The following is a 20,032-nucleotide window of genomic DNA, read 5'->3' on the forward strand; positions in this document are numbered from 1 at the left end:
GGTAATGCTCCAGTACATCATGAAAAAGATTGAGCCCCATGCAAAAATCAGGAAAGCTAAGGCGCTGGCTTTCATTTTCACCACCTCACACCTTGATGATGACCTCGTTCTTTTCAAGCTCTTCTCCGTACTTCTTCTTGATTGCTAAGTATGCTTCGATGGCACCAATGATCAGGATTATGAGGATCACTATTCTTGCCCTGAGCACCAGTGGTACAGCGTCTGGATATGATCCTCCAAGGACGTTCTCAACATAGGCTTTTGAAACGTGGAATCTCAGTGCTCCCATGCTGTAGTAGTCTTTTGTGTTTCCAATTAGGAGTACTGCCATGAACAGTGGAGCAATGTACATTATAATTGGCTTGAACCACTCTGGAACGTTGATAAATGCACCCTTGTGGAGCTCCTCCCAGAAGTTGTCTGGCTTGAAGAGCCACACGCCCACTATGACGTCGAAGAATCCAAGCAGTACAAGGAAGTATGATCCGACCCACATGTCAAGCTCGCTCAAGTAAACTAAGCTGCTGTCCAATGCAACTGGCAGTCCGAGGAGGAACAGGAATACGAACACTACCCATGTGCCGACCTTTCTGTCGATCTTGAGGTCTTCCTCAAGCATTGCTACCAGATAGTTGTATGTTGCGATAGCTGATGTGAATCCTGCGAACCATAGCAAGAGGAACCACATTGCACCGAATATTCTTCCTCCAGGCATGTGCATGAAAACGTTTGGCAGTGCCATATATGCTAATCCAACACCACCTTTAATTGCCTGCTCTGGTCCCAAGTATGCAAATGCAATTGGGATAGCCAATGAACCACCAAGTATGACCTCAGCGAATTCATTAAGTGAAACCGTTGCTAAACCTGAAAGCGCAACATCATCCTCTGGTCCAAGATAGCTGGCATAGTTGTGAATAATACCCATACCCAAACTTAACGTGAAGAATATCTGTCCTGCGGCAGCTAAGCTTATCTTGAAGAAGTTTTGCTTTAATGCTGTAAAGTTAGGTGTCCAGATGTATTCCAGACCTTTAATTGAGCTCCACTCTGGCTTAACTGGTGAGCCAAGGGTTAGGGCTCTGATAACCAGTAAGATAGCGAACACATATAATAGTGGCATCATTACCTTGACCCATCTCTCGATACCCTTGCTGACACCCTGTCCTACCGCAATGCCAAGGAGAACCATTGTTATGCCCCAGAAGAATATAACTGCCTTAAGATTTGCTACATAGTTCAGGAAGAACTTCACGGTATCTTGTCCGAAGTATGCACCGGTAAGGCTGTAGTATGTGTATGCAGCTGACCATCCGATAACTTGGTAGTAGTATGAGCTCAGCAATGATGAAACTGAAAATGCCAGCATGCCACCTATTACACCGAAAATTAATGCGGTCTTTGGTTTAACACTTTCTCTTGCCATCAAATAGAACATTGGTCCCAGTGTACCATGACCATATTTTCCACCGTATCTTCCCGTTGTCCACTCAATCCACATCACTGGAATGCCCAAGAAGAACAGTGCAATGAAATATGGTATCATGAACGCACCGCCACCATTGCTGGCAAGCTGGTATGGGAATCTCCAGAAGTTTCCAAGACCGATGGCATTACCTGCCATAGCTAAAATCAAACCAAGTTTGGTTGCCCATCTATCTCTTTGTTCCATAGTGCTTCACCCCAACCTTCAATATATCAAACACTGCAGCAATGCTCAAATATTTTGCAATTATACTCTACCTCGTCACTCATTAATAAAGCTTTCTCTTTTTTTATTTCGGCAAAAGACGATTTACTTGAGCTTAAAAGTAAGCAAACAGCATTTTTGTCATTTTTTCAATACTCTGGTAGAAAGTAAAAGATTTTTTGTCTTTCCGGTAATTTTTCTAATATATTTAGACTTTACTTGGGATGTTTTCATAAAGGCTTTTAAGCATGAGGTGTTAAGTTTGTATCGCCCGATGATTGCAACGAGAGTGAGCTGAGCAGTGATGACCGACTTCTCGCTGAGGGCCTTTTTGTCAAAAAATTTCATATGTCCGAAATTTTGGAACATTGATATTCTTTTGTGTACACTGATGTATGTAAAGTTAAAGTTCTGTGGGCTTTTCTAAGCCGAAAAGTTTTGGAAATTTTCTTATTCTGGCTGAAATTTCCATATATAACCTTTCGTTTAGAAATAAGAGTTTTCCAAGCTTTTTCGGCGAAAGGTTTATATAGGTAATTGCCCAAAAGTGTATCGCCAATCACCTAAATTGGAGGGATGAACATGGTTGAGCAAGACCCATTTGAAATTGCTGTTAAGCAGCTTGAAAGAGCTGCCCAGTATATGGATATAAGTGAAGAGGCTTTGGAGTTTTTAAAGAGACCCCAAAGAATTCTTGAGGTAACAATACCTGTTGAGATGGATGACGGTTCTGTAAAAGTCTTCACTGGTTTTAGAGTCCAGTACAACTGGGCTCGCGGTCCAACAAAGGGTGGAATTAGGTGGCACCCTGAAGAGACACTCAGCACCGTTAAAGCTTTGGCTGCTTGGATGACCTGGAAGACTGCTGTTATGGACCTCCCATACGGTGGAGGTAAGGGTGGTATCATCTGTAATCCAAAGGAGCTCTCCGATAGAGAAAAGGAGAGGCTTGCAAGAGGGTATATAAGAGCCATTTATGACATCATAAGCCCATACACAGACATTCCAGCTCCAGACGTTTACACCAACCCACAGATTATGGCTTGGATGATGGATGAGTATGAGATGATTTCAAGAAGAAAGACCCCAGCCTTCGGTATCATCACAGGTAAGCCACCAAGCGTTGGTGGTATAATAGCGAGAATGGATGCAACAGCAAGAGGTGGAGCTTTCACAGTCAGAGAGGCAGCCAAGGCACTTGGCTGGGACACCCTCAAGGGCAAGACCATTGCAATCCAGGGTTACGGTAACGCCGGTTACTACATGGCCAAGATCATGAGCGAGGAGTACGGAATGAAAGTTGTTGCCGTCAGTGACAGCAAGGGTGGTATCTACAACCCAGATGGACTCAATGCTGATGAAGTCCTTAAGTGGAAGAAGGAGCACGGCTCAGTTAAGGACTTCCCAGGAGCAACAAACATCACAAACGAAGAGCTCTTAGAGCTTGAAGTTGACGTTCTTGCACCAGCTGCAATTGAGGAAGTCATCACCAAGAAGAACGCCGACAACATCAAGGCTAAGATCATAGCGGAGCTTGCAAACGGCCCAACCACACCAGAGGCAGATGAGATACTCTATGAGAAAGGCATCCTTATCATTCCAGACTTCCTCTGTAACGCCGGTGGTGTTACAGTCAGCTACTTCGAGTGGGTGCAGAACATAACCGGTGACTACTGGACAGTCGAAGAGACAAGGGCAAAGCTTGACAAGAAGATGACCAAGGCATTCTGGGACGTCTACAACACCCACAAGGAGAAGAACATCAACATGCGTGATGCTGCTTACGTCGTTGCCGTCAGCAGAGTCTACCAGGCAATGCTCGACAGAGGATGGGTCAAGAAGTGATCTTCTTCCTCTTTTCTTATTGTTCTTTTCTGTGAAAATTAGCTTTTCTGAAGATTAATTAAAAAATCAAAAAAGAAATTAAGCTTTAGCCCAGTATTCCTTTTCTTCAATCATTGCGCTAATCATCTCATCTTCATTCTTGAACATGGTTCTCCTTGATGGATTCTGCATACCGTAGAACTCCATGAATGGGCTGGGTCTCCTCTTAAATGGATAGTACAGATAGATTGCTGCCAGTGTTCTGTATGCTTCAGCCATCTCGCTTATAACTCCGGCTGAGATGCCTTCGGCATAATGATAGACGGCTATTGCCTTGCTGACGTCAACAAGGTTAAAGTCCCTCTCCACCAACTGTCTTCTTAGAATGTCCGTTGCCTGCTCAATGTCTTCTCTTTCAAGCTCCTCGACTTCTTCTCCATCAAAGATGTTTTTAATCCTAATCTTCTTTATCCCTGGATTTTTTTCGACTTGATTATCGTACTCTGCAACGATCCACCAGTCATCTAAGGCACCAGGGTCAAGAACAGTAAAGTATTTGCTGAGCTTTTCGTAGAATCCTCTAACTCTGTGGTAGTATTCTTCTTCATGCCCGGTCATTGGGTAGCTGAGATAAACGAGAGGCTTTTCTTTCTCGTGGAATATTAAATCTATGAACGTTTGATATGGGTGTCTTATTCCAAACTGGAGGATATAGCGGACTTCTATGCCTTCTTTTTTCAGCTCATGGATTAGCGTTTTAACATGGTTTATAGCATCTTCTCGCCACATAACTAAGGTGGTAAGCTTTATGTTGTCTTTCTCCTTTCCAAATCGCTCGAACCACTCTGGGTCATTTATAATCCTTCTTCTGACGCTTAGAATATCGTCAAGCATTATTATGACTCTATCGGGTTTAAGCAGCTTTAAATTGCTTAGGGTGAATCCCAAAACGCTCCCACTTCCCCATCTAAAGAGGGAAGGTGTTGAAACCAGATGGAACTTCTTGTCGCTGTTGTCTATATGCATTCTTATTTTTTCAAAAGCTTCATCTCTAATGTCGTTCATTAAATCTGGGTGGCTTATTGCAAAGTCAAGAACATTTTTTCTCGTGATTTTGACCCCCCTTTCCTTTCCCACCTCTTTTAGGTATTCAAAGACATGATAGTAGGCGTAGCTTTCTTTTTCTGCAAGCTTTAGAGCTTCCTCAATGTATTCATCCCTTCCGTTAAGCGGAGGGCCAGTTAGGAGAATTACCTCTTTCATTTTTGCCACCTTTTAATTTTGCTCAAAGCTGTTAGATTTTCATCAAAGAAGTTTATAAATCAACCTCCCAAATGCGAAAACTTTAAATAGTATTCAGGATTAGGGGGTTTTGTAGAGTTCTATCTGTTCTATCATGGCTAAAGGGGTGTTGCACTTGAGTAAATTTAAAGGGACAACAACAGTAGGCATTGTTTGTAATGACGGAGTGGTGTTGGCAGCGGATATGAGAGCAACAATTGGCAACATGGTTATGTCAAAGAATGTCACAAAGATATTTCAGATAGACGAGCACTTAGCGTTGGCAGGTGCAGGCAATGTGGGGGATATCTTAAGTCTTGTCAGGATGCTCAGGGCAGAGACCAAGCTTTATAGAGCAAGGGTTGGCAGGGAGATGAGTGTTAAGGCTTTGGCAACATTAACAGCAAACATTCTCAATGGGACAAAATATTTCCCATATTTTGGCTGGTTCTTAATTGGGGGTTATGATGAAAAGCCAAATCTTTATTCTGTTGATATGGCTGGAGGAATGACTGAGGATAAATATGTTTCAGCAGGTTCTGGTATGGAGTTCGCATATGCTGTTTTAGAAAATGAATACAAAGAGGACATGAGTGTTGATGAAGGCGTTAAATTAGCAGTTAAAGCAATAAACACTGCTATTAAGAGGGACGTTTTCACGGGAGATGGAATACTGGTTGTTAAAATTACAAAAGAAGGATACAGAGAACTCGACAAAAAGGAAGTTGATAAGATTCTCAAAACTCTTTAAGTTCAGAGGTGAGTAAAGTGATAAAGAGGGAGAGCTTTGTAGATGACATTTTAAAGGAAATGAGGGAGATTATAAATCAAATGGTTCCAAGAGAAGCGAAAATAACAGATATTGAGTTTGAAGGCCCTGAGCTCGTTATTTATGTTAAAAATCCCGAGGCAATAATGCAAGATGGAGATTTAATTAAAAACCTTGCTAAGGTTCTCAAAAAAAGAATTAGTGTCAGACCTGATCCAGATGTTCTTCTTCCTCCCGAGAGAGCTGAAGGCTTGATTAAGGAGATAGTACCTTCTGAAGCTGAAATCACGAACATAAGCTTTGACCCTTCTGTTGGTGAGGTCATTATTGAGGCTAAAAAGCCGGGACTGGTTATTGGAAAGAACGGCGAGACATTGAGGAAAATAACACAGAAGGTTCACTGGGCGCCGAGAGTTGTTAGGACCCCACCTTTGCAGTCTCAAACAATATATTCGATTAGACAAATTCTCCAAACAGAGAGCAAAGACAGAAGGAAGTTTCTCAGGAATGTGGGGAGAAACATTTACAGAAAGCCGGAGCTTAAAAGTGAGTGGATCAGAATAACAGGTCTTGGGGGTTTTAGAGAGGTTGGAAGAAGTGCCCTACTTGTTCAAACAAATGAAAGCTTCGTTTTGGTTGATTTCGGAATAAATGTTGCAGCGCTAAACGATCCAAAAAAAGCATTTCCACATTTTGACGCCCCTGAGTTTAGATATGTCTTGAATGAAGGGTTGCTGGACGCTATAATCATCACCCATGCCCATTTGGACCACAGCGGACTGTTGCCATATCTCTTCCGCTACAACCTCTTTGATGGGCCAATTTACACAACACCTCCAACAAGGGACTTAATGGTTCTTCTTCAGAAGGACTTCATAGAAATACAGCAGAGCAACGGTGCAGAACCGCTTTATAAGCCAAAAGACATAAAAGAAGTTGTAAAGCATACGATAACCCTTGATTATGGGGAAGTAAGGGACATATCTCCAGACATGAGGCTTACCCTTCACAACGCTGGACACATTTTGGGTTCTGCCATAGTTCACCTCCACATTGGAAATGGGCTCCATAATGTGGCAGTTACGGGAGACTTCAAGTTCATTCCAACAAGACTGTTTGAACCTGCCAATGCAAGGTTTCCAAGGCTTGAAACGCTGATCATGGAATCAACATATGGAGGAAGCAATGACTATCAGATGCCAAGAGAAGATGCAGAGAAAAAGCTCATTGAGGTTATCCATCAAACGATAAAGAGAAAAGGGAAAGTGCTTATCCCAGCAATGGCCGTTGGTAGGGCTCAGGAGATCATGATGGTTCTTGAGGAGTACGCAAGAGTGGGTGGCATTGAAGTGCCGATATATCTTGATGGAATGATCTGGGAGGCAACAGCAATTCACACTGCCTATCCTGAATACCTAAGCAAGCACTTGAGGGATCAGATATTCCATGAGGGATACAACCCATTTTTAAATGAAATATTCAAGCCGGTTGCAAATTCTAAGGAGAGGCAAGACATAATTGACAGTGAAGAGCCTGCAATCATAATAGCATCTTCGGGCATGCTCGTTGGTGGGCCGAGTGTTGAGTACTTCAAACAACTGGCACCGGATCCAAGGAATTCCATAATTTTCGTCAGCTATCAGGCAGAAGGAACACTTGGAAGGCAAGTGCAGAGGGGTCTCAAGGAAATACCAACAATTGGGGAAGGCGGCAGGACAGAAGTGATAAGGGTAAACATGGAGGTTCATACAATCGATGGATTCTCAGGTCATGCTGATAGGAGAGAGCTGATGAGCTACGTTGCAAAAGTAAGGCCAAGACCCGAGAGGGTAATCACGGTTCACGGTGAACCACAAAAGTGTCTTGATTTAGCTTCAAGTCTGCATAAAAGATTCAGCATCTCAACAAGAGCACCCAACAATCTGGATGCAATAAGGTTAAAGTGATCTTTTTACTATCTATCTTTTGGTGATAGCATGAGATGTCCAAGATGTGGGAGAGAGTATTCCTCTTTTATTCCTCCGCGGTGCTTATGTGGTGAACTGCTTGAGATAACATATGACTACTCCAATGTTGATCCTGGAAAATGGAAAAGCCGTGAGAAAGGAGTTTGGCGCTATAAAGAACTTTTACCTGAAGTTGACGAAATCGTGACTCTCAAGGAAGGGGGAACTCCCTTAGTGAAAGCTAAAATTGGTGAAGAGCTAAATCTTAATGTCTACATAAAAGATGAGACTCGAAATCCTACAGGCTCCTTTAGAGACAGACTTGTAACTGTTGGCGTCTCTTACGGTCTTCCCTATTCTGATAATGGTTTTATAGTTGCAAGCGATGGAAATGCTGCTGCTTCTTTAGCTGCTTATGCTGCGAGAGCTAACAGAGAGGCTTTTGTTGTAGTGCCGAGAAGGGTTGATAAGGGAAAGCTCATCCAGATGATAGCTTTTGGTGCAAAGATAATCCGCTATGGGGACAGTGTTGATGAGTGTGTAGATTACGCTAAAGAGCTTGCAAAGCTCAATGGCTTATACGATATAACCCCAGAGAACAACATAATTGGATTAGAGGGACAGAAAACTGTAGCTTTTGAGCTTTGGGAAGAGATAAATCCAACACATGTTGTTATTCCAACGGGAAGCGGGAGCAACCTCTACAGCATTTATAAGGGCTTTAAGGAGCTTTTGGAGATTGGGGCAATTGAGGAATTGCCAAAGCTAATAGCTGTTCAAACAGATAAGTGCAACCCAATAGCGAGTGAAATTTTGGGGATAAAACAAAAGAGAGAATTCACAAAAGCTTTGGGGCTTTATGTTAAAGACCCAGTAAATCGAGAAAGAGCAGTTAAAGCTGTAAAAGAAAGTGGTGGAACAGCTGTTGTAGTTAGGGAAGATGAACTTGACTTGGGAGAAAAGCTATTGGCTAAAGAGGGTGTTTTTGTTGAATATGCATCAGCTGTTGTAGTTCCGGCTCTCATCAAGCTTAGCAATGAGGGATATTTTGAAAAAGACGATAGGATTGTTCTCATTGTCACCGGTTCCGGGCTCAAGAGCTATTATATAGATGAGCGGGAGAAATTCTCCATTGGTGGAACTAAGCTCAAAATTCTCAAACTGCTGAAAGAAAAGCCTATGTACGGCTATGAAATATGGGAGAACTTAGAAAAGCCAATGAAATATCAGGCTGTTTACCAGCACATTAAAGAGCTTGAGAGCTTAGGGCTCATAGAGGAAGCATGCAAGAAAGGGAGAAAGATTTACTACAAATTGACTGAAAAGGGACAGCGTTTGTTGGAGAACTTTGAAGAATAGAAAGAATTTTAAAGACCTTTAAATACTAAGCCTTTTAGGTGGGAAACGTGAGAGTTGAGAGCAAAGTGTCACTTGTCATCTATGCAATGGGGGCTTTGGGTGGGATAATCAGCGGTGTACTTTCTGCTAACGCTAATCTTGGCTACATTGCTGGTCTGCTCTTGTATCTGCTAACTCCTAAGGTAATTAAAGCCACTATTAAGGATCTGCCTGGAGAGCTGCAAGACGACAATGTTCTCCTTAGAAAATCATTTTGGGGCTTTCTGTTGTTCTGGTTTTACTTCACGATACTCGTTTACAACATAGTGCTCCCACAGCAGCCTGTGTTCTATTCAAATCAGAGCTTACTGTATAACGCAACAAAGGGATGAATTATGAACACTGAAGAGATGAAAAAGCTGGTCGCAAAGGAGGCTTTGAAGTATATTGAGGATGATATGATAGTTGGGTTAGGCACTGGTTCGACAACCGCTTACTTTATCAAAATGCTGGGCAAGATGATTATGAACGAGGAGCTTTTTGATGTTTATGGACTGCCAACTTCATATCAAGCGAGAATTCTGGCTTTGGAGAGTGGAGTTCCGGTTGTTAGTTTAGATGAAGTTGATGCAATAGACATAGCCGTTGACGGGGCAGATGAGGTTGATCCGCATTTAAATCTAATTAAAGGCAGGGGAGCAGCTTTAACTATGGAGAAAATTATCGAGTACAGAGCTGGAACTTTTCTCGTTCTCGTTGATGGGTCCAAGCTTGTGGAATATCTCGGACAAAAAATGCCTGTTCCAATTGAAGTAATTCCAGCAGCCTGGAGGGTCATAAAAGAAGAACTTGAAGTTTTCAATGCCACAGCTGAGCTCAGAATGGGCGTTAAGAAAGATGGCCCTGTGGTTACGGACAACGGAAACTTCATACTTGATGCCAAGTTTGAAAGGATTGAAGACCCTCTGGATTTAGAGATTGAGCTTAACAACATTCCCGGCGTCGTGGAGAATGGAATCTTTGCTGATATAGCTGATATTGTCTTAGTTGGCACTAAAGAGGGCGTTAAGAAGTTGGAACGCTGAACATTCATTTAAAACTTGACCATAAGGTTTTTAAAACTGCACTGTTGTATAGAGTGATGGAGCGGGGGTTGCCGAGCCTGGTCAAAGGCGGTGGACTCAAGATCCACTCCCGTAGGGGTTCCGGGGTTCAAATCCCCGCCCCCGCACCAGAAACTTTTCTAAGTTGTTGATCCAGATCTTCTAATATCTTCCTCAATAATTCTCTTCATCCAAGAGCCTTTGAGGAACCACAGTAATCCTACCCCAGAGGCTATAAAGTTGCTCAATCCCATGCCTAAGAAAACTCCTTTTGATGACATGAAGATATGGTATCCCAAAATATAGCTCAAAGGAATTCTAAGCCCCCAGAGCCTCAAAATCCCCAACACCATGCTCTTCTTTGTATGTCCCGAACTCCTGAAGACATTGTCAACGACCATGAAAATGCCGTTGAAAAAAGGTACAGAAATGAGGAAATACTTCAGCACTATTGCACTCTCCGCTATTACTGCGGGATCATTTAAAAATACTCTAAAAACCTGAACTCTAAAAATTCCAATTAAAAGGATCGCAATGCTTGCAATAGTGAAGTTAACCATCATTGTTCTTTCAGCGATTTTCTTTGCTCTCTCATACTTTTCTGCTCCGATATTTTGGGCAATCATTGTTCCCATTGCCATTGAAATTCCTCTTGAAATGCTTGTCAGAAAATTCACCAACCGGGTTGTTATGGTGTAAGCAGCGTAAGTAATGTCTCCAAATCCGAAAATAATCCTTGTTAGGATTACAAATCCAAAGCTGTTCGCTGATGAGCCTATACTTGAGGGTAATCCTACTTTAAATATTCTTGCATAAAATCTTAGGTCCGGTTTTAGGTCTTCCTTTGTTAAGTGAATACCAACTTTTCCAGCCAACAGAAGGTACATTCCAATTATTGAACCGGTTGTGTTTGATATTATTGTAGCCAATGCAGCTCCAGCTACACCAAGCTTTGGAAATCCGAATAAACCGAAAATTAAGATGGGATCAAGGATTATGTTTAAACCCACTGTGAAAAAGCTTATCTTAACTGGAGTTTTTGTGTCTCCAGTTGCCCTCATAAGGAAGCTGAATGCCATGAAGCTGAAAGCAAAGGGTATCCCGATGAAGATTATTCTCGTGTAGCTTAGTGAATGGGGATATACATTTTCAGTAACCTTCATGAATCTAAGAGCGTAGGGAACTATTAGATAACCGACAACAGCTACAATAGAGGCAAAGATGAACATCAATGAATAAACTGCTCCGGCAGCTCTTTCGGCTTTCTTATATTCCTCCGCCCCAATATATTGTCCCACAAATGCAAATCCCGCTGTTGCAAAGCCCATTCCGAGGCTCATGAGTGTTCCAATTAGGGGCCATGCAACACCAGGTGCAGATAAAGCCTCCCTCCCAAGTCTGCCAAGCCAAAAAGTGTCTGTTATATTGTAGAGCACTTGAATTATGTTGTTTACTATTAAAGGCCAAGCTAGCCTGAAAAGGGTCTTTTCTATATTGCCTTCAACGATTTCTTGTCTCATCTCGTGTATTTTCGGTGTCATTATAGATCAAATGAATATCGAAATGTTAAGATAAAAACTTTGTGCAATATTATCCAGAACTAGAGAATAAACTGCAGAGAGAAATTGAAATTAAGAAGAAAGGAAATCAGAAGAGATCTTCTTCGTCCTTAAAGATTTGCTTTCTTGCAGCTTCGAGCATTATCTTGCGCTCTTCTTGTGCAACGACCTTTCTGATTAATTCGACGGCATCTGGGTTGGCTGAGATGCTGTCAATTCCGAGTCTGACAAGGATTCTTGCCATCTTTGGATCACTTCCTGCCTGTCCACAGATGCTTGTCTCGACGCCGTACTTCTTACAGACCTTGATAACGTGCTTGATGAGCTTAAGCACAGCTGGGTGTGTCTCGTCGTAGAGCTTTGCGACTCTCTCGTTGTCTCTGTCAAGGGCGAGTGTATACTGGGTGAGGTCGTTTGTACCGAAGCTGACGAAGTCAATTCCTTCTTTGATGAGGTCTTCGATTATCAGAGCTGCTGCTGGAACCTCAATCATGACACCAAAGGCGACGTCCTTGTGTGGCTCAAGGCCGACTTCCCTTGCAATCCTCTTTGCTTCCCGGATCTGGTATGGGTGGCTGACGAGTGGGAGCATTACACCGACGTTGTTGTAGCCTTCCTCAACGACCTTCTTGATTGCAGTGAACTCTGCCTTAAGGAGCTCTGGCTGGTCGAGGCTTCTTCTGATTCCTCTCCATCCGAGCATTGGGTTTCTCTCGTCTGGCTCGTCTTCTCCACCTGGCATCTCCTTGAACTCGTTTGTTGGGGCGTCTAATGTTCTGTACCAGACTGGTCTTGGATAGAATGCGGCTGCAACTGTTCTGATACCATCAGCGAGCCTCTCGACAAGCTCGTCAAACTTTCCTTCCTTGATGAACTTGATTGGGTGCTGTCCGATTGTAAGGATCATGTGCTCTGCTCTAAGCAGTCCAACGCCGTCTGCACCTGTTGCAGCGGCTCTCTCAGCGACCTCTGGCATTGAAACGTTGACCTTAACCATTGTTCCTGTGACAAGCGGAGCGCCTGCAACGACGACTTTTCCTTCTGCCTTCTCCTCTTTCTCCTTCTTGACGAGGCTCTTGACGATTCCCTTGTAGACGACACCTCTGGTTCCATCGACGGTGACGTAGTCGCCGGTCTTAAGCTTCTTGGTTGCCTCCTTTGTACCGACAACACATGGGATTCCAAGCTCTCTTGAGACGATTGCTGCGTGGCTTGTTCTTCCACCTTCATCTGTGACAATTGCAGCAGCTCTCTTCATTGCTGGAACCATGTCTGGGTTTGTCATTGTTGTGACAAGGATGTCTCCTTCCTTAACCTTGTCGATCTCGCTTGCGTCGAAGATGACAACTACTCTACCTGCACCAATTCCTGGTGAGGCACCAAGACCCTTAAGGATGACCTCTGCCTCTTCTGCTTCCTCAACTTCCTCTCCTGTCACTTCTTCTTTGAGAGTTGTAATTGGTCTGGACTGGACAATGTAGAGCTTTCCATCATCCTTGTCGTATGCCCACTCAATGTCCTGTGGCCAGCCGTAGTGCTCCTCAATCTTTGCACCAATCTTAGCGACCTCAATAATTTGCTCGTCTGTGAGAACCTGCTTCTCAACCCACTCTGGGCCGAGATAATCGGCGACCTTAACATAAACGGTTCCCTTACCAGTCTCGGGGTTCCTGACGACCATGACTTCCTTCTTTGCGATGAACTTCTCCTTTATCTTCCAGGTTCCCTTCTCGACGATGTACTCGTCTGGTGTAACTGAACCGCTAACTACAGCTTCACCAAGTCCCCATGAAGCGTTAATCATGATCTCGTTTCTGTTGTTTGTAACTGGGTTAGCTGTGAACATAACACCGCTCTTCTCGCTGTTGACCATTTTCTGAACAACTGCGCTCAAATAGACCTTCATGTGATCGAATCCTTGCTTCTCTCTGTAGAAGGTAGCTCTTGCAGTCCAGAGTGAAGCCCAGCACTTTTGCACGTGCTTTATCACATCTTCGGCACCAATAACGTCCAAGTATGTCTCCTGTTGACCTGCAAAGCTTGCATCTGGCAGATCTTCGGCAGTGGCTGATGATCTAACGGCGACATAAACCTCATCTTTACCAAATCTCTGACTGAGCTCTTTGTATGCCTGTTTTATTTCCTCTGCAATTTCCTCTGGCATTGGAAGTGAGATAATCTTCTCCCTGATCTTGGCGGTGTTCTCTTGGAGCTGCTTGCTGTCGTCAACGTTGGTCTTGCTTATGACATCCATAATCCACTCTTGGAGTGTCCTTCCATCTTCAACTTTAACATTCTCGACGAAGTACTTGTATGCTTCGGCTGTAACACAGAATCCCGGTGGAACTGGAATGCCAGCCCTTGTCATTTCTCCAAGGTTTGCACCCTTTCCACCAACAAGTGCCACATCTTCTTTGCTCAGTTCTTCAAACCACTTTATGAATTTGTACGCCATTTCAATCCCTCCTTTTTTAGAATAACCGATGGTGATATAGGGGGGAGGCTATTTAAAATTAACTGTTCAGATGTGGCTTTTAAGTTTATAAAACAGCCGAGTAAGTTTCCTTTTGCAAAAACAAAATCAAAAAATTTTGGTTAAAGGGTTAAAAAGGATGAAGCTCTAAAATGTTCTCAAGTATATCCAATGCACGTTCGAGCCCATAAGTGTACTCCAATGCTCTTAATATATCAAGGGTTGCTTGTAAAGGCCTTGGCTCTTTTTGCAGATCATAAGTTTCCTCAATTATTCTGAGCATCTGCTCCTCTTTATCCTTCATGCCAGCAACGTGATATATGAAGAGAACATTTGCATAGGTGGCTCTTGAGTATCCATATCCAACTTCGCCTTTGAATCTTCCGTTTTCTTCTTGCTGTTCTGAAATCCACTCGGCAGCTTTTTTAATTGCAGGTAAAACCCTTTCATCTTTGCTGAGCTGGTAGTATCTCGCTAATCCAAAGGCTGTAACAATAGTTCCACCTAAGCTCTTCTTCCAGCTTCCATCTTTTCTCTGCTCTTTGAGGATCTTTTCGACTAAGTTATCTGTTGTGGTCTCATTTAGGACTCTAAGTTCGTAGAGGATTGGCAGCATCTGTGCTTCAGCGAATAAGTCTCCTTTTTTGTCCTTTGGTGTTGTCATTATGTAGTCGCCCTTTACTCTGTTTCTTAGATAGATGAGGGCTTTGTCTTTTCCTTCAAAGGGTAAGTCTTTGAGTGGCTCCATTGTGAATGCGGTGTATAATGTGAAGTCATTTGGCGGGATTCCTTCGGGAAAGCCTCCGTTATCCAACTGTCTGTATGCCAACCATTTAAGCAGCCATTGGTATCTCTCTTTAAACTTCTCATTGCCAGTTTTTTGATAAAGGTATGCGTATAGCTGGGCAATTCTTGCATTAAGGAAAAAGTCAGCCTTGTAACCGTCATCAAAATCTGCATAATTAAAGCCAGTCCAGAACTTTTCCAAGAAGTTAACAACTGCCGAGTATTTTCCAGTATAGCTGAGTGGGTTTAAGTCGTAGGGCTTTAGTGGTGGGTTTGGGATGAACTTGTAGATTTCGGAGTTTCCATTTACAAATAGCGTTTTGAAGTGAGTATCATAAGCTATATATTCCATTAATCCATATTTAATCAGACCCAGGCTCCTCATTCTCCTATCCGAATAAACATAGGTCACATTATACTTTTCCATGAGTTTATATGTTCTTTCTCTTTGCGTTGTTCCAAACATTGTTACAACGTCATTATACGCTTGTATTGCTTCTCTGGGATTGGGAGCTTTTTCAAAAAATCCCTGATATACTTTTTTCCACATGACTATGTCTTTTCTGTGGGTGTTTCCAATTAGGAGATAACCAACATCCCACCACGTAAGGAAGACTGCATCTGGGGGAGTGTTCTCTCTAATCCACTCAAAAGCTTCTCTGTCTTTTACTGTTGGGGGGATTATGTATTTATATGAGGAATAAGCTCCTTGGACAATTGGGATTATAATTAGAACGGCTATAATTACTGCTCTTGTTTTCTTGCTCAGAACGATCCTCTTAAACAGCTCAGAGCCTTTTCCGCTTGTATCCTTGATCACAGTATTCAGCCAAGTGTTCAGGCTTGGGAGGAAATCATCGTAGAAAAATTCAGCAGCCATAATTGAAAGTGGCAACGAAGCATATGGATCTCTGAATCTGAATGCTATTGCACCGGCGATCATGAAAGTCCATGCCCACAATGCAATTCCCTGTCTTATGGGGTCGCTTTTAATGTATTTCTTAGTTGCAAGGATTCCAAAGATTAATTGAACAACACCAATCCATTTAAGGTATCCCAAAGCTGTGACTTCTTCTTTTGGCATTCTCAAAAGAAGGCTGGCAATAAAGCGATGTATTGGGGGGATAAAGTATAATATGAGAGCTATCAGCACAGCCAAAGCAAAATAGTGTAGGTTTTTCTTTATCCAGGGAATTAGATAGACAAAGAGCATTATTACAGCAACAGCAACGAAGAAAACCCAACCTCTGTGGGTTAGCATGTAAATTGGCAATAAAACCAATAATCCTATTATATATTTATAGTTCCAGCTTTTAAGAAACTTCACAAGAAGTATCATTCCAGTTATGAAAAGAACAAGTCCAAGGTTTTCTGGAATATATAGACTTGTCCTATATACAAAATTTGGAGCAAAGGCAAGAAAAGTCGTGGCTAATATTGCTTTTTTGTTATCCCTAAAAATTTCCTTTGAGAGTAGATAGAAAAGCCCTACGCTTATCGTGCCGTAAACCGCTGGGAGAATAAAGAAGGTATACTCGGTTGAAAAGAGCCTATACACAAGAGCTCCAACTATGTGGAAGAGGGGGGGATAGCTGTATGCTTTAAGCCCGAGGAGTGAGCCAATGTCCTTTGAAATCACGCCTATCCCTTCATTGACGATTCTCAGGGTTATGTCCCTGTGCAGGTATTCATCATACACCGCCAGCAATAGGGTTCTGTGAGGTATGAGTCTTAATATGAATGATGTTATGAGCAACAAAATGAGGTATATTTTTTCCTTCTTCACTTCTTACACCCCTAACTCTTTTAACATGAACTTTGCCTTATTAAATTGGTGGTGAAATGAAATCCTTAAAACTCTTTAGCTTAGCGTTCTTTTCCTATCTCCTTCTCATGCTCTGTTCTCATTTAGTTCTTAAAGAATACTCTGCTTCTCGAAGCATGCTTCCGCTGTCTCTTGCAGTAATACTCATCTTTTACGCCTGTTTTGTGGTTGGATACTTCAGACCCCCATACCTACCAAGTGAAGCTGTGTGGATTGTGATATTTTTGCTGGCAGTCTATTTTGCTCAATACGTTGTGTTAGCACCAGTTGGTGTGGTGTTCTTGTATCTCCTTCTTAAATATGAACCTGAGTTTTTCAGGAAATTCTCTTGGTTCGTCTTTTTGTTGGGTGTTGGTGTGATTGCTTCCATTTATCTTTACGCTGGAATTCCCTTCTTTGAGTATCAGATTCGGTTCAGATTAACAGAGGTACTCACGTTATCTGCATATCTGCTTTTAACGGCAATAGCGTTTGAACAAAAGGAGAGACTTAGGTTCTTATACTTCTTTGTCTCTTCTATCTTGCTGTTTATGTCGACTTTTCGTTCTCTTCTTGTCCTTATGTTTTTAGCCTATGTAATCCCGTATTATCTCTCTGGAAGAATTAAGATGCGGGAGATACTTTTGGGGATTCTTGTTGGGATGGCTGTTTTAATCTTAAGCGGTAATCTTGAGAGGTTTTTGGTAAGAGTCGGCTTTACTTTTCTTATTTTTGAGAACCTTGTTAAAATTTCACTACCCTTTGGATTTTACCATGGTTCCCTGCTTCTCAGCTACTCTCCTGGTAGGAAAATAGCGTTTATGTTCACCCTAAATAGGAACATATATTCGTCTTTCATTTTTGGACAGGCTGTTGCTGATTTTGGAATATTTGGAGTGATTGAGGCATATCTTTTAGGAGCGATACTTAAGTACTCTGAGAGAGATATAAGCTCTCTGACAGTTGTTCTCTCTCTTTTAATTTATCTTATTGAAGTGGGAATTGACGCTTTTGTTTTGGCTATTTTGCTGTTCTTTGGCATTAATTTATGTCCAGAAAACTAAAACCAAGATAAAATGAACACCAATCCTTTTTAAATTGTGGGTTTAATTTAGTAACTGGTGATAGCGTGAAATCTCTAAAGCTCTTTAGCCTGGCATTTTTTACCTATCTCGTACTCACCCTCTATACCAATGTATTTCTTAAGGATAAGTTATATGGTGCTGAGCTTGACATGTCCAGAATATGGGTTGCATTATTGGTTGTGATTCTATTCTTTGTTTTCCTCGTAGCTGGATATTTAAAGCCCGCTGAGCTTCCTGCTTGGGCATACTGGTTAATGCTTTTTGTGTTCTCTTTTGCTCTCCCCCTTTATGGTGTCATTGCAGTGGCATTTATTTTCCTATTTTCAATGAAATACAATCCATTTGAAAAGCATGCTCATATCTGGTTGATTCTCTCGATAATCCTATTGGGCTTTATTTATCTTTTAAGAGGGATTCCACTTTTCAATTGGGGCTTGAGGTTTGGATTGAGCAAGATCCTTGTGTTTTTAGCTTTTCTAAGTGGTGTTTCACTGGTTTACGTGAATTGGAGTATCAAATTTAAAACTCTGGTTTTTTTGATTCTTGAAATGCTGTTTTTCCTTGGAACCTTTAGATCACTTATGCTCCTTATATTCCTGATGTACATCTTGCCTCTTTACTTTGAGGAAAGACTTACCTTGGATAAAATCTGTCTCGCCATTCCGGTGTTTTTACTGATTCTTTATCTCAGTGGAAGCTTGGAGGGGTTATTAGTTAGGATTGGATTTACTTTCTTAATTTTTCATAATTTGGTACATATATCAATGCCCTTTGGAATCTTTCATGGGAAACTTTTGCTCCACAGCGATCCAAGATGGAGAATTGCATTCATGTTTACTCTTAAAAATAGGTACACCTACTTTCTTTTTGGACAAGCTGTTGCAGATTTTGGGATATTTGGAGTGATCGAGGCTTATTTCATTGGAACTTTGCTTAAGTTATCTGAAAGGAATCTCAAGACAGCAACAATTGTTCTCTCAACCATAATCTACGCCATTGAAAGTGGAATCGATGCATTTCTGCTTTCAGTTTTAATTCTCTTTGGTGCACTCTACTCTAAGACAAATATCAAAACACTAAAATAACTATCTTGTCAAATTATTTCCGGTGGTTTAAGATGAATCCCGTTGAAGAGGCTTTGAAAATAAAAGATCAGATCATAACATGGCGCAGAGATTTCCATATGTACCCAGAGCTCAAATATGAAGAGGAAAGAACCTCCAAGATCGTGGAAGAACACCTGAGAGAGTGGGGTTATAAAATTAAGCGTGTTGGAACAGGAATAATAGCTGATATCGGAGAGGGTGATAAAAGAATAGCCCTTAGAGCGGATATGGATGCTTTGCCTGTTCAGGAGGAGAATGATGTTTCATACAAGTCGAGAGTTCCGGGCAAAATGCATGCTTGTGGTCACGACGCTCACACCGCCATGCTCCTAGGAGCAGCAAAGATCATGGCCGAATATGAGGATAAGCTCCAGAATGGTGTTAGATTGATATTCCAGCCGGCTGAAGAAGGGGGCAATGGAGCGCTAAAGATGATTGAAGCCGGTGCTCTGGAAGGGGTTGATGCGATCTTTGGAATACATGTATGGATGGATTTGCCGAGCGGAGTTTTTGGAATTAGGGAGGGACCGCTCTTAGCGGGGGCTGGGACATTCAGCATTAAGATAAGGGGCAAAGGAGGCCATGGGGCTGCACCGCACGAAACTGTTGATCCAATACCACTTGCCGCTCACGCAATTTTGGCATTCCAGACGATTGTGAGCAGAAATCTCAATCCAATTGAGACAGGAGTTGTGAGTGTGTGTGCAGTCCAAGGGGGCACTGCTTTTAACGTTATTCCAGAGGAAGTTGAAATGAAAGGCACTCATCGCTTTTTCAGTGAGGAGGTTAGGAAGCTGATAGAGAAAAGAATGGATGAAATTTTGAGAGGTCTCACTTCAGCTCATGGGGCAACATATGAGCTTGATATCAAGGAGCTTGTTCCACCGACGATAAATCATCCAAGAATGGCAGAGTTTGTGAGGAGGGTTGCTTTAAAATATGGCATGAGTGTTGGAGAGGTTGCCAAATCTATGGGTGCAGAAGATTTCGCTTATTACCTACAAAAAGTTCCAGGGATGTTTATACCTTTGGGAATTAGAAACGAAAAGAAGGGCATAGTCTATCCTCATCATCACCCAAGATTTGATGTTGATGAGGATGTCCTTTATTTGGGTTCTGCTTTGGAGGTGGCGTTGGCATTTGAGTTTTTAAATTTGTTGGAGGAGTAGGAATGCATTTGGACATTTTCTGTTTATTCTGATTACTTATTTGTTTAGTTTTTAATGATATCGGCTGTCTAATTTGATGCTTTTACAACTGAATATTGA

14 protein-coding genes and 1 tRNA gene are annotated in these 20,032 nt (G+C 42.1%); 10 read left to right on the plus strand and 5 right to left on the minus strand.

Features of this window, described 5'->3' with window-relative positions:
- Positions 1 to 85: 85 nt before the first annotated feature.
- Positions 86 to 1,672 carry a sodium-dependent transporter gene (locus tag TERMP_RS10705; RefSeq protein WP_013468434.1) on the minus strand — a complete coding sequence of 529 codons (1,587 nt, stop codon included), beginning with the start codon at positions 1,670 to 1,672 and terminating at the stop codon, positions 86 to 88.
- Between the two features lie 600 nt (positions 1,673 to 2,272).
- On the opposite strand from TERMP_RS10705, the gene gdhA reads away from it, so the two are divergent.
- Positions 2,273 to 3,535, plus strand: coding sequence for a glutamate dehydrogenase (gdhA, locus tag TERMP_RS10715; RefSeq protein ID WP_013468436.1), 1,263 nt, complete (start codon positions 2,273 to 2,275; stop codon positions 3,533 to 3,535).
- A 78-nt stretch (positions 3,536 to 3,613) separates the two neighbouring features.
- On the opposite strand, the gene TERMP_RS10720 is transcribed toward gdhA, so the two are convergent.
- Positions 3,614 to 4,777: a hypothetical protein gene (locus tag TERMP_RS10720; protein ID WP_013468437.1), complete on the minus strand. Its 1,164-nt coding sequence runs from the start codon at positions 4,775 to 4,777 to the stop codon at positions 3,614 to 3,616.
- 133 nt (positions 4,778 to 4,910) lie between these two features.
- Here TERMP_RS10720 and psmB point away from each other — a divergent pair, with 133 nt between their 5' ends.
- The 6 genes from psmB to TERMP_RS10750 all read left to right on the plus strand — a co-directional run bounded on the left by psmB (position 4,911) and on the right by TERMP_RS10750 (position 10,082).
- On the plus strand, positions 4,911 to 5,546 hold the full coding sequence (gene psmB, locus TERMP_RS10725; RefSeq protein WP_048159855.1) for an archaeal proteasome endopeptidase complex subunit beta: 636 nt from the start codon (positions 4,911 to 4,913) through the stop codon (positions 5,544 to 5,546).
- Between the two features lie 17 nt (positions 5,547 to 5,563).
- Positions 5,564 to 7,510: a beta-CASP ribonuclease aCPSF1 gene (locus TERMP_RS10730; protein ID WP_013468439.1), complete on the plus strand. Its 1,947-nt coding sequence runs from the start codon at positions 5,564 to 5,566 to the stop codon at positions 7,508 to 7,510.
- Between the two features lie 30 nt (positions 7,511 to 7,540).
- Entirely contained in the window at positions 7,541 to 8,869 is a 1,329-nt protein-coding gene (gene thrC, locus TERMP_RS10735; RefSeq protein ID WP_013468440.1) for a threonine synthase, read from the plus strand.
- Positions 8,870 to 8,907: 38 nt separating this feature from the next.
- Entirely contained in the window at positions 8,908 to 9,240 is a 333-nt protein-coding gene (locus tag TERMP_RS10740; protein ID WP_237702831.1) for a hypothetical protein, read from the plus strand.
- Positions 9,241 to 9,243: 3 nt separating this feature from the next.
- The gene (gene rpiA / locus TERMP_RS10745) at positions 9,244 to 9,933 is read left to right on the plus strand and encodes a ribose-5-phosphate isomerase RpiA (RefSeq protein WP_013468442.1); all 690 of its coding nucleotides are present in this window, start codon (positions 9,244 to 9,246) and stop codon (positions 9,931 to 9,933) included.
- Positions 9,934 to 9,994: 61 nt separating this feature from the next.
- Positions 9,995 to 10,082 (plus strand) — tRNA-Leu (locus tag TERMP_RS10750).
- Between the two features lie 9 nt (positions 10,083 to 10,091).
- On the opposite strand, the gene TERMP_RS10755 is transcribed toward TERMP_RS10750, so the two are convergent.
- The 3 genes from TERMP_RS10755 to TERMP_RS10765 form a co-directional block, all read right to left on the minus strand.
- Positions 10,092 to 11,492, minus strand: a complete 1,401-nt coding sequence (locus TERMP_RS10755) for an MATE family efflux transporter (protein ID WP_013468443.1) — start codon at positions 11,490 to 11,492, stop codon at positions 10,092 to 10,094.
- Positions 11,493 to 11,598: 106 nt separating this feature from the next.
- On the minus strand, positions 11,599 to 13,965 hold the full coding sequence (gene ppsA, locus TERMP_RS10760) for a phosphoenolpyruvate synthase (RefSeq protein ID WP_013468444.1): 2,367 nt from the start codon (positions 13,963 to 13,965) through the stop codon (positions 11,599 to 11,601).
- Between the two features lie 148 nt (positions 13,966 to 14,113).
- Positions 14,114 to 16,555, minus strand: a complete 2,442-nt coding sequence (locus tag TERMP_RS10765; RefSeq protein ID WP_013468445.1) for a DUF6798 domain-containing protein — start codon at positions 16,553 to 16,555, stop codon at positions 14,114 to 14,116.
- Between the two features lie 56 nt (positions 16,556 to 16,611).
- On the opposite strand from TERMP_RS10765, the gene TERMP_RS10770 reads away from it, so the two are divergent.
- The 3 genes from TERMP_RS10770 (at position 16,612) to TERMP_RS10780 (ending at position 19,933) form a co-directional block, all read left to right on the plus strand.
- A complete protein-coding gene (locus TERMP_RS10770; protein ID WP_013468446.1) occupies positions 16,612 to 17,637 on the plus strand; it encodes a hypothetical protein in 1,026 nt (341 codons plus the stop codon).
- Positions 17,638 to 17,702: 65 nt separating this feature from the next.
- Positions 17,703 to 18,743 carry a hypothetical protein gene (locus tag TERMP_RS10775; protein ID WP_013468447.1) on the plus strand — a complete coding sequence of 347 codons (1,041 nt, stop codon included), beginning with the start codon at positions 17,703 to 17,705 and terminating at the stop codon, positions 18,741 to 18,743.
- Positions 18,744 to 18,775: 32 nt separating this feature from the next.
- Positions 18,776 to 19,933, plus strand: a complete 1,158-nt coding sequence (locus TERMP_RS10780; RefSeq protein WP_013468448.1) for a M20 metallopeptidase family protein — start codon at positions 18,776 to 18,778, stop codon at positions 19,931 to 19,933.
- The last annotated feature ends 99 nt before the right edge of the window (positions 19,934 to 20,032 follow it).

The sequence above is a fragment of the Thermococcus barophilus MP genome (assembly GCF_000151105.2).
GTDB lineage: Archaea > Methanobacteriota_B > Thermococci > Thermococcales > Thermococcaceae > Thermococcus_B > Thermococcus_B barophilus.